This is a genomic window from Citrobacter sp. ANG330, assembly GCF_047467925.1.
GTDB lineage: Bacteria > Pseudomonadota > Gammaproteobacteria > Enterobacterales > Enterobacteriaceae > Citrobacter_A > Citrobacter_A amalonaticus_G.
The window spans coordinates 1-13894 of the sequence record NZ_JASJUI010000005.1; the positions used below are offsets into that span (position 1 = coordinate 1).

16 protein-coding genes are annotated in these 13894 nt (G+C 53.6%); 8 read left to right on the forward strand and 8 right to left on the reverse strand.

Annotated elements, in window-relative coordinates; genetic code table 11:
* Nucleotides 1-65: 65 nt before the first annotated feature.
* The gene (gmhB, locus tag QNN88_RS12775) at nt 66-632 is read right to left on the reverse strand and encodes a D-glycero-beta-D-manno-heptose 1,7-bisphosphate 7-phosphatase (protein WP_414240553.1); all 567 of its coding nucleotides are present in this window, start codon (nt 630-632) and stop codon (nt 66-68) included.
* 190 nt (nt 633-822) lie between these two features.
* Between gmhB and metN the strand changes: the two genes are divergently transcribed.
* The 6 genes from metN (at nt 823) to proS (ending at nt 6410) form a co-directional block, all read left to right on the forward strand.
* The gene (gene metN / locus QNN88_RS12780) at nt 823-1854 is read left to right on the forward strand and encodes a methionine ABC transporter ATP-binding protein MetN (protein WP_414240554.1); all 1032 of its coding nucleotides are present in this window, start codon (nt 823-825) and stop codon (nt 1852-1854) included.
* Entirely contained in the window at nt 1847-2500 is a 654-nt protein-coding gene (locus tag QNN88_RS12785) for a methionine ABC transporter permease MetI (RefSeq protein WP_042323638.1), read from the forward strand. Before metN ends, QNN88_RS12785 begins: the two co-directional genes overlap by 8 nt.
* 38 nt (nt 2501-2538) lie before the next feature.
* Entirely contained in the window at nt 2539-3354 is an 816-nt protein-coding gene (gene metQ, locus QNN88_RS12790) for a methionine ABC transporter substrate-binding lipoprotein MetQ (RefSeq protein ID WP_414240555.1), read from the forward strand.
* Between the two features lie 118 nt (nt 3355-3472).
* On the forward strand, nt 3473-3877 hold the full coding sequence (rcsF, locus tag QNN88_RS12795; protein ID WP_042323642.1) for an Rcs stress response system protein RcsF: 405 nt from the start codon (nt 3473-3475) through the stop codon (nt 3875-3877).
* A complete protein-coding gene (tsaA, locus tag QNN88_RS12800; protein WP_414240556.1) occupies nt 3874-4581 on the forward strand; it encodes a tRNA (N6-threonylcarbamoyladenosine(37)-N6)-methyltransferase TrmO in 708 nt (235 codons plus the stop codon). Before rcsF ends, tsaA begins: the two co-directional genes overlap by 4 nt.
* 110 nt (nt 4582-4691) lie before the next feature.
* A complete protein-coding gene (gene proS / locus QNN88_RS12805; protein WP_414240557.1) occupies nt 4692-6410 on the forward strand; it encodes a proline--tRNA ligase in 1719 nt (572 codons plus the stop codon).
* 48 nt (nt 6411-6458) lie between these two features.
* Here the strand turns inward: proS and nlpE are convergent, their stop codons facing one another.
* The 3 genes from nlpE to QNN88_RS12820 are packed head-to-tail and all read right to left on the reverse strand — an operon-like array spanning nt 6459 to nt 8154.
* On the reverse strand, nt 6459-7160 hold the full coding sequence (nlpE, locus tag QNN88_RS12810; RefSeq protein ID WP_414240558.1) for an envelope stress response activation lipoprotein NlpE: 702 nt from the start codon (nt 7158-7160) through the stop codon (nt 6459-6461).
* Nucleotides 7161-7192: 32 nt separating this feature from the next.
* Entirely contained in the window at nt 7193-7612 is a 420-nt protein-coding gene (gene arfB, locus QNN88_RS12815; RefSeq protein ID WP_414240559.1) for an alternative ribosome rescue aminoacyl-tRNA hydrolase ArfB, read from the reverse strand.
* Entirely contained in the window at nt 7609-8154 is a 546-nt protein-coding gene (locus QNN88_RS12820) for a YaeQ family protein (RefSeq protein WP_414240560.1), read from the reverse strand. The genes arfB and QNN88_RS12820 overlap by 4 nt, the downstream gene beginning before the upstream one ends.
* A 187-nt stretch (nt 8155-8341) precedes the next feature.
* Here QNN88_RS12820 and QNN88_RS12825 point away from each other — a divergent pair, with 187 nt between their 5' ends.
* Both QNN88_RS12825 and rof read left to right on the forward strand, forming a co-directional pair.
* A complete protein-coding gene (locus tag QNN88_RS12825) occupies nt 8342-8542 on the forward strand; it encodes a YaeP family protein (protein WP_414240561.1) in 201 nt (66 codons plus the stop codon).
* Nucleotides 8529-8789, forward strand: a complete 261-nt coding sequence (rof, locus tag QNN88_RS12830) for a Rho-binding antiterminator (protein ID WP_414240562.1) — start codon at nt 8529-8531, stop codon at nt 8787-8789. The genes QNN88_RS12825 and rof overlap by 14 nt, the downstream gene beginning before the upstream one ends.
* Before the next feature lie 90 nt (nt 8790-8879).
* Here rof and tilS read toward each other — a convergent pair whose 3' ends face one another.
* The 4 genes from tilS to accA form a co-directional block, all read right to left on the reverse strand.
* Complete coding sequence (gene tilS, locus QNN88_RS12835) at nt 8880-10178, reverse strand: tRNA lysidine(34) synthetase TilS (protein ID WP_414240563.1); 1299 nt, start codon at nt 10176-10178, stop codon at nt 8880-8882.
* 61 nt (nt 10179-10239) lie between these two features.
* Nucleotides 10240-10629 (reverse strand): VOC family protein, encoded by a 390-nt coding sequence (locus QNN88_RS12840; protein WP_414240564.1) that lies wholly within the window; start codon nt 10627-10629, stop codon nt 10240-10242.
* Between the two features lie 65 nt (nt 10630-10694).
* Nucleotides 10695-12833, reverse strand: coding sequence for a lysine decarboxylase LdcC (ldcC, locus tag QNN88_RS12845; protein ID WP_414240565.1), 2139 nt, complete (start codon nt 12831-12833; stop codon nt 10695-10697).
* Nucleotides 12834-12934: 101 nt separating this feature from the next.
* Nucleotides 12935-13894 (reverse strand): acetyl-CoA carboxylase carboxyl transferase subunit alpha, encoded by a 960-nt coding sequence (gene accA, locus QNN88_RS12850; protein WP_414240566.1) that lies wholly within the window; start codon nt 13892-13894, stop codon nt 12935-12937.

Here is a 13894-nt window from a genome sequence, read left to right on the forward strand (position 1 = left end):
CGATTCAGGAAGACAAGCGGAAAAATACAGATTTGTTTCAACCGCTCACCTTTTAACCATAACGCCTATTTTTGCTGCTTTTTTATCGCCGAAGGGAGATCAGCAAGGCTGTTTAATACCCAATCCGCCGCACTTTCTGCTTCCGGGTTTATCGGCTTGCCGGTACGCACCAGCACTTTTGTCCCGACGCCTGCTGCCGTAGCCGCCTGCATATCTTCTAATTTGTCACCCACCATATACGAGGCGGCCATATCAATGTGCAAAAAGTCGCGAGCCGAGATCAGCATTCCTGGATGCGGTTTGCGACAATCGCAAACCTGGCGATACTCTTCCACACTTCCCTGCGGGTGATGCGGGCAGTAATAGATACCATCAAGGTCGACATCGCGATCCGCCAGCGACCAGTCCATCCATTCTGTTAATGTCTCAAACTGCGCTTCGGTGAACTTGCCGCGCGCGATCCCTGACTGGTTGGTGACAACCACCAGCGCATAGCCCATCGTCTTGAGCTCACGCATGGCATCAATAACACCGTCGATAAATTCGAACTCGTCGATTTCATGTACGTAGCCGTGATCCACATTAATAGTGCCGTCACGGTCGAGAAAAATTGCGGGTACGGACTTTGCCACCTTTTATAGCTCCTGAATAAGGCATGTGCCGCTAGTATCGCATTTTTCGGCAGGCAAGAAAGTGCTCATCGTAGAAACCCTGATTGATTTAGACGTCTGGATGCCTTAACATCCATTTTGTTGACGGTTTTTGACCGTATCAGGCAGACGAAAATGCCACGGCTAACTACATTACGATAATAAATAATCAATGATTAAACTTTCGAATATCACAAAAGTGTTCCATCAGGGGACTCGCACCATTCAGGCGCTGAACAACGTTAGCCTGCATGTCCCTGCCGGACAAATTTATGGCGTCATCGGTGCTTCCGGTGCCGGTAAAAGTACGCTGATCCGCTGTGTAAACCTGCTGGAGCGCCCGACAGAAGGAAGCGTTCAGGTTGGCGGACAGGAACTGACGACACTATCTGAATCTGAACTGACTAAAGCGCGTCGTCAGATTGGCATGATTTTCCAGCACTTCAACCTGCTGGCCTCCCGAACCGTTTTTGGTAATGTCGCGCTGCCGCTGGAACTCGACAACACGCCGAAAGATGAGATCAAACGCCGCGTGACAGAACTGCTTGACCTTGTGGGGCTGGGTGATAAGCACGACAGCTATCCGGCAAACCTTTCTGGTGGTCAGAAACAGCGTGTCGCTATCGCCCGTGCACTGGCAAGCCAGCCGAAAGTATTGCTGTGCGATGAAGCCACCAGCGCGCTGGACCCAGCCACTACTCGCTCCATTCTCGAACTGCTGAAAGACATCAACCGTCGTCTTGGTCTGACCATACTGTTGATCACGCACGAAATGGATGTGGTGAAACGCATCTGCGACTGCGTAGCCGTCATCAGCAACGGTGAGCTGATTGAGCAAGATACTGTCAGCGAAGTGTTTTCCCACCCGAAAACCCCGTTGGCGCAAAAGTTTATTCAGTCCACGCTGCATCTGGATATTCCGGAGGATTATCTGGCGCGCCTGAAGACAGAATCGACGACCGACAGCGTCCCGATGTTGCGCATGGAATTCACCGGTCAGTCGGTGGATGCGCCGCTGCTTTCCGAGACGGCGCGTCGCTTTAACGTGAATAACAACATTATCAGCGCGCAGATGGATTACGCCGGCGGCGTCAAGTTCGGCATCATGCTGACCGAAATGCACGGCACACAAGAAGAAACGCAAGCCGCGATCGCCTGGCTGCAGGAACACCATGTAAAAGTAGAGGTACTGGGTTATGTCTGAGCCGATGATGTGGCTGCTGGTACGCGGCGTCTGGGAAACGCTGGCAATGACCTTCGTATCCGGGTTCTTTGGTTTTGTGATTGGTCTGCCGGTGGGCGTTCTGCTGTATGTGACGCGTCCCGGGCAAATTATCGAGAATGCTAAGCTCTACCGTACGCTTTCTGCGGTCGTGAATATCTTCCGTTCGATTCCTTTCATTATCTTACTGGTATGGATGATCCCGTTCACCCGCGTGATTGTGGGCACTTCTATTGGTTTGCAGGCTGCAATTGTCCCGCTCACCGTCGGCGCGGCGCCGTTTATCGCCCGCATGGTGGAAAACGCGCTGCTGGAAATCCCGACCGGCCTGATTGAAGCCTCGCGTGCGATGGGCGCGACGCCGCTGCAAATCGTACGTAAGGTGCTTCTGCCAGAAGCGCTGCCAGGTCTGGTGAACGCGGCGACCATTACACTGATTACCCTGGTCGGTTATTCCGCGATGGGCGGTGCCGTGGGCGCCGGCGGTCTTGGACAGATCGGCTATCAGTACGGTTACATTGGATACAATGCAACCGTGATGAACACAGTGCTGGTATTACTCGTTGTTCTGGTTTATTTAATTCAGTTCGCGGGCGATCGTATCGTCCGTACGGTGACGCACAAGTAACGTTCGACAAAACATAACATCACATTAAGGAAATAAGCATGGCGTTCAAATTCAAAACCTTTGCGGCAGTTGGGGCCCTGATTGGTTCTCTGGCACTTGTGGGTTGCGGTCAGGATGAAAAAGATCCAAACCACATCAAAGTCGGCGTGATTGTGGGTGCAGAGCAGCAGGTTGCTGAAGTTGCACAGAAAGTCGCGAAAGAAAAATACGGCCTGGATGTCGAACTGGTGACCTTCAATGACTACGTTCTGCCGAACGAAGCGCTGAGCAAAGGCGATATCGATGCCAACGCCTTCCAGCACAAGCCGTACCTGGATCAACAAATCAAAGATCGCGGATACAAGCTGGTTGCCGCAGGCAACACCTTTGTATATCCGATTGCAGGTTATTCCAAAAAAATCAAATCTCTGGATGAACTTCAGGATGGCGCGCAGGTAGCGGTTCCGAACGATCCGACCAACCTGGGACGTTCCCTGCTGCTGCTGGAGAAAGTCGGTCTGATCAAACTGAAAGAGGGCGTGGGCCTGCTGCCGACCTCTTTGGATATCGTCGAAAACCCGAAAAATCTGAAAATTGTCGAACTGGAAGCACCTCAGTTGCCGCGTTCTCTTGACGATGCGCAGATTGCTCTGGCGGTGATCAACACCACTTACGCCAGCCAGATCAACCTGACGCCGGCAAAAGACGGTATCTTCGTTGAAGATAAAGATTCCCCGTACGTTAACCTGATCGTGACCCGTGAAGATAACAAAGACGCGGAGAACGTGAAGAAATTCGTCCAGGCTTATCAGTCCGACGAAGTTTACGAAGCGGCAAATAAAGTCTTCAACGGTGGTGCTGTTAAGGGCTGGTAATTTTTAGGCGCTTTTCACAAACTGTAATATCATTCAGGACGGGCATTTGCCCGTCTTGTCATTTATGCAAGCTCCTGATTCAATATGTGACAGTTAGATCATTCATTGAGGAAATATTATGCGTGCTTTACCGATCTGTTTATTGGCACTCATGCTGAGCGGCTGTTCCATGCTAAGCAGATCCCCTGTTGAACCCGTTCAAAGCACCGCAACCCCGCCAAAAGCGGAGCCGGAAAAACCGAAAGCGCCGCGCGCTGTTCCCGTCAGAATTTACACCAATGCTGAAGATCTGGTCGGCAAACCGTTCCGCGATCTCGGTGAAGTGACCGGTGAATCCTGTCAGGCCTCTAATCAGGACTCTCCACCGAACATCCCGACGGCACGTAAACGCATGCAGATTAACGCGTCGAAAATGAAAGCCAATGCCGTTTTGCTGCATAGCTGTGAAGTCACCAGCGGGACGCCAGGCTGCTATCGTCAGGCTGTCTGCATTGGGTCTGCCCTTAACATCTCGGCTAAATGAGTCATTTTCAATTCGGGCAAATCGGCGTTATCCGCTCACCTTACAAAGAAAAGTTCGCCGTTCCCCGCCAGCCGGGGCTGGTAAAAAGCGCCAACGGCGAACTGCATTTATTGCCGCCTTATAACCAGGCCGATGCGGTACGCGGCCTGGAGGCATTCAGCCACTTATGGGTGATCTTTGTTTTCCATCAGACGATGGAAGGGGGATGGCGTCCAACCGTACGCCCGCCTCGTCTTGGCGGTAACGCGCGTATGGGCGTGTTCGCCACACGCTCAACGTTTCGCCCCAACCCTGTCGGCATGTCGCTGGTCGAACTGAAAGGCGTTGTCTGTCAGAAAGATCAGGTCATTCTGCAACTGGGCAGTCTGGACCTTGTTGACGGTACGCCGGTCATCGACATCAAGCCCTATCTGCCGTTTGCGGAATCTCTGCCGGATGCCACAGCCAGCTATGCGCAACAGGCGCCGCTGGCTGACATGCAGGTGAGTTTTACCGACGAGATTGAGCGCCAGTTTCTTGCGCTGGAAAAATACTACCCGCAATTGAAGACGTTTATTCGTGAAGTACTGGCGCAGGACCCGCGTCCTGCCTATCGAAAAGGGGAAGAGACGGGCAAAACCTACGCCGTCTGGCTGCATGATTTCAACGTGCGTTGGCGTGTAACCGAGACGGGTTTTGAAGTCTTTGCGTTGGAACCCCGCTAATTTCACGCCCTTCTCTTTTGACATCCCTTTCTCGCTGGTAAACTAAATCACTTTTTTTGTGTCAGGCTCGCATTGAGCCTGTTCGATCGTTCAACTGGAACCGTAACAACATGCGTACTAGCCAATACCTGCTCTCCACTCTGAAGGAGACACCTGCCGACGCCGAGGTGATCAGCCACCAGCTGATGCTGCGCGCCGGGATGATCCGCAAGCTGGCCTCCGGGTTATACACCTGGCTGCCGACCGGCGTGCGCGTCCTGAAAAAAGTTGAGAACATCGTGCGTGAAGAGATGAACAACGCCGGTGCGATCGAGGTGTTAATGCCGGTGGTTCAGCCTTCTGAACTATGGCAAGAGAGCGGCCGTTGGGAACAATATGGTCCGGAACTGCTGCGTATTGCTGACCGTGGCGATCGTCCGTTCGTACTTGGCCCAACGCACGAAGAAGTGATCACCGACCTGATTCGTAACGAGCTCAGCTCTTACAAACAGTTGCCGCTGAACTTCTACCAGATTCAGACTAAATTCCGTGACGAAGTGCGTCCGCGTTTCGGCGTGATGCGCTCCCGTGAATTCCTGATGAAAGATGCGTACTCTTTCCATACCTCTCAGGAATCGCTGCAGGAAACCTACGACGCGATGTACGCCGCGTACAGCAAAATCTTCAGCCGCATGGGGCTGGATTTCCGCGCGGTACAGGCTGACACCGGTTCTATCGGCGGCAGCGCTTCGCACGAATTCCAGGTACTGGCACAAAGCGGCGAAGACGATGTGATCTTCTCTGATTCCTCTGATTACGCAGCAAACATTGAATTTGCGGAAGCCGTTGCGCCGAAAGAGCCGCGCGCCGCTGCAACGCAAGAGATGACGCTGGTTGATACGCCGAACGCAAAAACCATCGCCGAGCTGGTTGAACAGTTCAATCTGCCAATCGAGAAAACCGTGAAAACCCTGCTGGTGAAAGCCGTGGAAGACAGCAAGTCTCCGCTGGTCGCACTGCTGGTTCGCGGCGATCACGAACTGAACGAAGTCAAAGCGGAAAAACTGCCGCAGGTTGCCAGCCCGCTGACGTTCGCAACCGAAGAAGAGATCCGCGCGCTGGTGAATGCCGGTCCGGGTTCTTTGGGCCCGGTGAACATGCCAGTGCCGGTGATTATTGACCGTACCGTTGCCGCAATGAGTGATTTCGCGGCAGGTGCTAACGTGGATGGTAAGCATTACTTTGGCATTAACTGGGATCGCGATGTCGCAACCCCGGAAGTCGCTGACATCCGTAACGTCGTCGCCGGCGATCCAAGCCCGGATGGTAAAGGCACGCTGCTTATCAAACGCGGTATCGAAGTCGGTCATATCTTCCAGTTGGGCACCAAGTACTCTGAAGCAATGAAAGCCGCCGTTCAGGGTGAAGACGGTCGCAACCAGATCCTGACGATGGGCTGCTACGGCATCGGGGTAACGCGTGTGGTAGCCGCCGCCATTGAGCAAAACTACGACGAGCGCGGGATTGTCTGGCCTGACGCTATCGCCCCGTTCCAGGTAGCGATTCTGCCAATGAATATGCATAAATCCTATCGCGTGCAGGAACTGGCCGAAAAACTGTATGCCGAACTGCGTGCGCAGGGCATCGAAGTGCTGATGGACGATCGTAAAGAGCGCCCGGGCGTAATGTTCGCAGATATGGAACTGATCGGTATTCCGCACACTATCGTGCTGGGCGATCGTAACCTCGATAACGATGATATCGAATATAAATATCGTCGTAATGGTGAGAAACAACTGATCAAAACCGGCGACATCGTTGACTATCTGGTCAAAGCCATCAAAGGTTAAACCATAAAAAAACCCCGCTCCGGCGGGGTTTCTGGTCCTGGCGCAGGATTATTTACTACTGCAGTCCTGACCGGGGATAAATTTAATCTCTTTATCCGCCATCAACGTCTTCACCGGTTCCTGAGTATCCGGATTCGCTTCCAGCGTGAAGTGCCCTTCTACAGACAACAGCACGGGTTTTTCACTGGCACCACGTGCGGCAAGATAACCACGCTCCAGTTCTGCATTGCTGGCAACGGCAACGCGCTTACCGGTCGCACAGTCGGTAAAGGTTGCGGCGTCCGCCATATAGAAGTACATGCCTCGCATCGCCATCGGCGTGACCGGCAAACTGGATTTCACCGGTTCAAGCGTATAGTTGAACTGAGACTCTACCGGATTACCTTCCCGATCGAGCATCTCCAGCGCTTCGCCTTTCGCGCGGTAGTAAGACTTCTCACCCTGACTGTCGGTCAGTACCAGTTTATCGGCTGTGCGCGCCCAGGTGCCATAGGAAGCAAAAGAAGAGGGTTCTTCACGTACGCCCTGATAGCGTTCGTTCATTACCCATGTGCCATCTTTCTCCAGAAACAGTGAGGTCTCAATCCCTTCGCAGTCGGCACATGGCAAAATGCCCCGCCAGCTTTGCTGCATCGGTTTTAATTCCGCAACCTGCGTCGGCTGGATAACGTCAACCTCAGAACGGTGGTTACAGCCAATCAATGCGAAGAGCGTAAACGCCGCCATCGCTGAAAGTAGTGTTTTTTTCACCCTGACTCCCTATCAAATTTTATTCCTGCCCGTCATTCATCGCGACGGACTTTACCGCGAAGGGCTTTTACTGAAGATTTCTGCGCCTTCGAATTTAATCTTCTCTCTTTCGATGCCCGCGTCGGTCGGGTTGCGCGTCGGCTTTTTTGTTCTACAGTGAGTTCTTTTATCACCGCCACCAATCTGGCAAGCGCCGCTTCCCGATTCAACTCCTGGTTGCGGTACTCCTGCGCTTTGATAATCACCACGCCATCGGCCGTAATCAGATGATGGCTGGCGGCCAACAGACGTTCCTTATAATACTCTGGCAGGCTGGAGGCCCGAATGTCAAAACGCAAATGTATCGCCGTTGAGGTTTTATTCACGTGCTGTCCGCCAGCTCCCTGTGCGCGAATAGCGGTGATCTCCAGCTCATCGTCGGGGATCGAGACGGTTCGCGAAATCACAATCATGCCGGTTGCTGCCACGCCGCCAGATGGATTTCCAGATTATTCTGAGAATCAGACAGCCAGATGGCCCCGTCCTGAATCGTCGCCTGTAGCGTCATGGTGCGATCAGCAAAGGCGCTGAGTTGAGCCAGTTGTTCATCATCCAGATACCAGACGGTCAGATTAGAAAACGTCGCGCATTTGCTCTGGTTTTGCTGCCACCAGATGTGCGCTGCCCGATTATTGTAGGTAAACAGGGCAACCTCCGCGGCCTGAGTACAGGCTTTTTTGATACGCCGTTCATCCGGCAGGCCCAGCTCTATCCATAAATCGATCCCCAGATGATCGTTACGCAGCCACGCTTCCGGCTCGTCTTCCGCGCTCAAGCCGCGGGTAAATTGCAGACGCTCATTGGCGTACTTAATCCACGCCAGCAGGCGCAGCATCATACGTTCCTGGGTTTCCGAGGGATGACGCGCTAACGTCAACGCCGCATCCAGAAACTGGTTGCGGTCAAGATCCGCCACGTTGACGACGGCTTTATAAATTGTCGCTTTAAGCGCCATGAAAAACTCCTTTCGAATCAGGCGGCCATTGTAGCGAAAACCACGCCAAAAGGCTGTCAAAGGATAGTCAATCAAGGCGCTGATATTGCCTGAATGGCTGTGGTATAGTCACCTTGCTAAACAGAGTTTATCTTCGTAGGCTTAGACTTGCATCCACGGTGAAGTCAGAATGCTGACAGGAGGGCATGTGGAAAAATATTGTGAGTTAATACGCAAGCGGTATGCGGAAATCGCCAGCGGAGACTTAGGGTATGTCCCGGATGCGCTGGGTTGCGTATTGAAAGTGCTTAATGAAATAGCGGCTGACAGCGCCCTTTCAGAGTCGGTCAGGGAAAAGGCGGCCTATGCTGCGGCGAACTTACTGGTGAGCGATTATGTCAATGAATGATACATACCAACCCATCAATTGTGATGACTACGACAACCTCGAGCTCGCCTGCCAGCATCATTTATTACTGACGCTGGAAATGAAAGACGGCGAAGTTCTGCAGGCAAAGGCCAACGATCTGGTTTCACGTAAGAACGTGGAATATCTGATCACCGAGGCGGCGGGTGAAACACGCGAGCTTCGTCTCGATAAAATTGCCAGCTTCAGCCACCCGGAAATTGGTACCGTGGTGGTTAGCGAATCCTGAACAGATGTTGCCGGATGACGGTGCAAGCACCTTATCCGGCCTACTCGCCATGCGATAGTAGGCCGGATAAGCACAGCGCCATCCGGCATTTCAGCCGATATTATCCCACACCAGTTCCACACCCGGTTCCTCACCCGCCGCTCCGTCACGCGTGACAAATACGCCCGCTGCCGCAATCAGCGTTTCGCCATAAAACAGCAAGGGCGTGGTCTCGCGTCGCCAGGGCGGCACGTTCCGCTCCTGCCAGATTTTCTTGAGCTTACGCCCGCCGTTGCGTCCAACAATGTGCAGCAACCCGGAAGCGGTAAAGCGAATGCTGACCCGTTCATCCTCACGCGGCATACGCAATTCGCCCCCCGGCTGTAGCCGGACAATACCCAGTTCGGCAGGTAATACCAGCGATGATTGCCCGCGAGGCCAGTGCAGTACGGCATCACGTTGTCCGGCAACGGTTTTAATCCACCACAGTTGATCCTGATAGCGCCGTACTTCGAACTCGCCGAAACGCAGACAAGGCGATGCGTCTTCACGCGCCATCGCCACCTCCAGCCAGAGACGCTCCAGCCCATCGCGCGAAGGCATCGGCGCATTCTGCTTCGCCAGCCAGCGTCTGAGCAGCGCGGCGCGACGAACCTCGCTCATCCCCATCAACGGCGTTAGCGCCAGCGTGCCGTTTACGGTGATACAGGCCGACAACTCTTCGGCCAACAGTTCATCCAGCAGGCTTTCCTGTTCAGCGCACAGCGCTGCGCTGCGCGCCGTGGCATCAGCAAAATGCGGCCAGCGCTGTTGCAAGCGCGGAAGAATATGCAGCCGCAGGAAGTTACGATCGTAGGCATCATCCTGGTTGCTTTCGTCTTCAATCCAGCGAAGCTGATGTTCTCTCGCCCACTGTTCCAGCGCATTGCGGCTTTGCGTTAACAGCGGACGAATAAGCCGGGTTCCGGCAAATGACGTTACCGCCGCCATGGCAGACAGCCCCGCCGGTCCGCTACCGCGCTTAAGCGCCAGTAAAAAGGTTTCACACTGATCGTCCAGATGCTGCGCCGTCGCCAGCTCCTCGCCGGGAAGTAGCGTCTGCGCAAAAGCCTGATACCGGGCCTGTCTGGCATGCGCTTCAATTCCCAGTCCCGCCTCTGCCAACGTTACGCGCTCCACCACCAGCGGCACTTGCCATTGGGCACAAACGGCTTCGCAATGCGCCACCCACGCATCAGCATGCGTGCTTAATCCGTGGTGGATATGAATCGCACGCAGAGAAAGTGCAGGCTGCTGCGCCCGCCATTGCACCAGTTGGTGCAGGAGTACGGTTGAATCCAGACCGCCGCTATATGCGACCAGAATCTGTTGCGAGGAAAAAAGCGATGTATTCAGCGTAAGTGTTGTCATAGCGATTATTTACAGTGACGTTGCCCGGCACGTTACCGGGCAATCATCGCAATAACAAGTCTTACTGTTCATACAGTTCGAGCGGCAGACCATCCGGGTCTTTAAAAAAGGTGAAGCGTTTGTTGGTGAAAGGATCAATGCGGATGGCTTCGCAATTGACATGATTTGCCTCAAGATGTGCCACCGATTTATCGAGGTCATCCACGCTGAACGCCAGATGGCGCAAACCGCAGGCTTCCGGATGACCAGGACGCGCTGGCGGGAAAGGAAATGAAAAAAGCTCAATCACATATTGTCCGTTCAGCGCCAGATCGCCCTTCCACGAGTCTCGTTCTGCACGATAGGCCTCGCTCAGCAGCGTAAACCCCAGAATATCGCAATAGAAGGACTTACTCGCGGCATAGTCTGTCGCAATAATCGCAATATGGTGAACCTGTTTTAATCCCAGCATAGTGTCTTCATCTCCGTAATTTATCATCAGCACGTTACCCGCCCGGGAGCGCTCAGAGCAAGTCGTTATGCCGTTTTTAAGACTCGGACGAGGTATACGCCGTCGTCATCCTGTTTCGCGCCATGGATATCTGTTTCAAAGCCCGGATAATGATGGCCGACAGAACAGAGCATCAGCAGGAAATCGAGTACGGCGCGACTTTGTTCAGTAATCATTTCTCCCGGCATCAATAGCGGCACTCCTGGCGGATACGGCAGGATCATATTCGCCGACACGCGTCCGACCAGTTGATCAAGCGTTACCGTTTCGACTTCGCCTTTGATCTGTCTCTGCCAGGCCTGATGTGGTGTCATGATCATTTCCGGCAACGTGTCAAATGCGCGCAGCATCAGTCCGGGCAGATCGTGCTGGCGGATAAGCGAATGGATCCCCTGAGCCAGATCCTGAATACGCATATTGCGATAAAAATCGGGATCTTCCGCATACAGATCCGGAAGCATATTTTTTACGCGCAGATTGAGATCGTAAGCACGCTTAAATTCGGTCAGGCCACGCAACAGCCCCATCGCCCGGGTTTTATCAATACCGATGCTGAAGAGAAACAGCAAATTGTAAGGCCCGGTTTTCTCGACCACTACGCCGCGCTCATCAAGGAATTTCGCCACCAGCGCAGCGGGGATCCCGTCTTCACTCATGTTCCCCTGCTCATCCATACCGGGCGTCAGAATGGTCACTTTTACCGGATCGAGGAACATATGGTCATCGTCGGCATCGGTAAACCCGTGCCAGTTTTCACCAGGGGCAACCGGCCAACATTCCGCTTCGTCCACCTCTTCCGGCTGCCAGATATCAAAGAACCAGCCGTCAGACTCCTCGCGCAACCGCTGTACTTCTTTGCGAAAATGCAACGCGCGCTCCACAGAGCGATTGATTAATCGCTTACCGGGATTGCCCCGCAGCATCGCTGCCGCCGTCTCGATGGAGGCGACAATCGGATAACTCGGCGAGGTCGAGGTGTGCATCATAAACGCTTCGTTGAAGGTCTCTTCGTCATAGTCCCCTTTTATATGGATCAGCGACGCCTGCGATAGCGCCGCCAGCATTTTGTGGGTGGACTGCGTTTCGAAAATCACCTTACCCGGCACCCGTTCACCGCTCATCCCACTTTTCCCCTGATAAATGGGGTGAAAATGGGTATACGGCACCCAGGCGGAATCGAAGTGGATCGAAGGGACATCCAGCGTCTGTTTGATCCAGTTGGTGTTATACAGCAAACCATCGTAGGTCGAGTTGGTGATGACGGCGTGAACCGGCCATTGCGCCTGCGCGGTCGCGGCCACCTTGCTCGCAATACTTTCACGTGTAAATTCGCGCCGTGGAATGCCACCCAGAATACCAAGAGCGTTACGCGTCGGCTTCAGCCAGACAGGTACTACGTCGCTCATCATCAACAAATGCGCCAGTGATTTATGGCAGTTACGGTCAATCAACAGCGTGCTTCCACTCGGCGCGGCGTACATCCCCACAATTTTGTTGGAGGTTGACGTGCCGTTGGTCACCATGTAGCTCTGCTCCGCGCCAAAGGTACGGGCGATGTACTCTTCCGCTTCCAGGTGCGGCCCGGTGTGGTCGAGCAACGACCCCAGTTCTGTTACCGAAATCGACACATCCGCTTTGAGCGTGTTGCCGCCGAAAAAGTCATAAAACAGGCAGCCCACCGGGCTTTTTTGATAGGCCGTTCCGGCCATATGACCCGGCGTACAGAAGGTATATTTCCCCTCTTTTACATAGGTGAACAAGGCCTGGGTAAAAGGTGGCGTGATATTGTCGAGATACTCGCCGGTGTACTGGCGAATACGCGTCGCGATGTCTTCCGCCTGACCCAGCGCATACTCAAAAAACCATAGCGCCATGCGCATGTCGTGAACGCTGACGTCCATCGTCGAATGCGTGTTGATAAACGCGAACAGCGGTAAATACTCATTAAGCTGGTTAATCTCGCTGCACAGATCAAGACTGTACTCATCCCAGTCAAAAATGACGCCGCAGATACGCGGGTTGTGTTCAATAAATTTCAGCAGGTCGACGCTGTTTTGCGGCCAGATAATCTGAAATCCCTGTGATTGCAGTGCACGCTCAAGCTCTTTAATGGGCTCGTCTTTATAAAAAACCCCGTGCGGTCCCATAATAGCGATGATATTCATGCGTTCCTCCTGGAAAAACCTTAGCTAATCATAGCCTGTTCAAACCGCAGGTAAAAAAAAGGGCCACAATTTGTTGTGGCCCTTTTCGGAATCGTCAACGCTTACGCGTAACCGTAGCTCATCAGACGCTGATAGCGACGGTTTTTCAAATCTTCAGTGCTCAATACCTCGAGATCCGCGAGGTCAGCCAGCAGTTGCGCTTTCAGTGAAGCCGCCATCGCTTCCGGATTACGATGCGCACCACCCAACGGTTCCGGAATGATCGAGTCGATAAGCTTCAGCTCTTTCAGACGCGGCGCAACGATACCCATCGCTTCTGCAGCCAGTGGCGCTTTGTCCGCACTTTTCCACAGAATGGAAGCACAGCCTTCCGGGGAGATAACGGAATAGGTGCTGTATTGCAGCATATTCACTTTATCGCCCACGCCGATCGCCAGCGCGCCACCGGAACCGCCCTCGCCGATCACGGTACAGATAACCGGCACGCTCAGGCGTGACATTTCACGCAGGTTACGCGCGATTGCTTCAGACTGTCCGCGTTCTTCCGCACCGACGCCTGGGTAAGCACCCGGGGTATCGATAAAGGTAATGATCGGCATGTTGAAACGCTCAGCCATCTCCATCAGACGCAGCGCTTTACGATAGCCTTCCGGCGCCGGCATACCGAAGTTACGACGGATTTTTTCTTTGGTCTCACGGCCCTTCTGATGACCAATGATCATCACCGGACGACCGTCCAGACGCGCGATGCCGCCGACGATCGCTTTATCGTCGGCATAAGCGCGATCGCCCGCCAGTTCGTCAAATTCATCAAACGCCAGGCGAACATAATCCAGGGTGTAAGGACGCTGCGGATGGCGTGCCAGTTGGGCAACCTGCCATGCGCCAAGATCGGCGAAGATTTTGCGCGTCAACTCTACGCTCTTTTCACGCAGGCGATGCACTTCTTCATCGATGTTAATATCCAGTTTCTCGTCCTGACGGCTCACCGCAGTCAGAGAATCGATTTTTGCTTCCAGCTCTGCAATCGGCTGTTCAAAATCAAGGAAATTCAGACTCAT

Excerpts from the sequence above, each read along its gene's own strand:
- metN (WP_414240554.1), top strand. The coding sequence starts at position 823 with ATGATTAAACTTTCGAATATCACAAAAGTGTTCCATCAGGGGACTCGC.
- QNN88_RS12785 (WP_042323638.1), top strand. The coding sequence starts at position 1,847 with ATGTCTGAGCCGATGATGTGGCTGCTGGTACGCGGCGTCTGGGAAACG.
- metQ (WP_414240555.1), top strand. The coding sequence starts at position 2,539 with ATGGCGTTCAAATTCAAAACCTTTGCGGCAGTTGGGGCCCTGATTGGT.
- rcsF (WP_042323642.1), top strand. The coding sequence starts at position 3,473 with ATGCGTGCTTTACCGATCTGTTTATTGGCACTCATGCTGAGCGGCTGT.
- tsaA (WP_414240556.1), top strand. The coding sequence starts at position 3,874 with ATGAGTCATTTTCAATTCGGGCAAATCGGCGTTATCCGCTCACCTTAC.
- proS (WP_414240557.1), top strand. The coding sequence starts at position 4,692 with ATGCGTACTAGCCAATACCTGCTCTCCACTCTGAAGGAGACACCTGCC.
- arfB (WP_414240559.1), bottom strand. The coding sequence starts at position 7,612 with ATGATTGTGATTTCGCGAACCGTCTCGATCCCCGACGATGAGCTGGAG.
- QNN88_RS12820 (WP_414240560.1), bottom strand. The coding sequence starts at position 8,154 with ATGGCGCTTAAAGCGACAATTTATAAAGCCGTCGTCAACGTGGCGGAT.
- rof (WP_414240562.1), top strand. The coding sequence starts at position 8,529 with ATGTCAATGAATGATACATACCAACCCATCAATTGTGATGACTACGAC.
- tilS (WP_414240563.1), bottom strand. The coding sequence starts at position 10,178 with ATGACAACACTTACGCTGAATACATCGCTTTTTTCCTCGCAACAGATT.
- QNN88_RS12840 (WP_414240564.1), bottom strand. The coding sequence starts at position 10,629 with ATGCTGGGATTAAAACAGGTTCACCATATTGCGATTATTGCGACAGAC.
- ldcC (WP_414240565.1), bottom strand. The coding sequence starts at position 12,833 with ATGAATATCATCGCTATTATGGGACCGCACGGGGTTTTTTATAAAGAC.
- accA (WP_414240566.1), bottom strand. The coding sequence starts at position 13,894 with ATGAGTCTGAATTTCCTTGATTTTGAACAGCCGATTGCAGAGCTGGAA.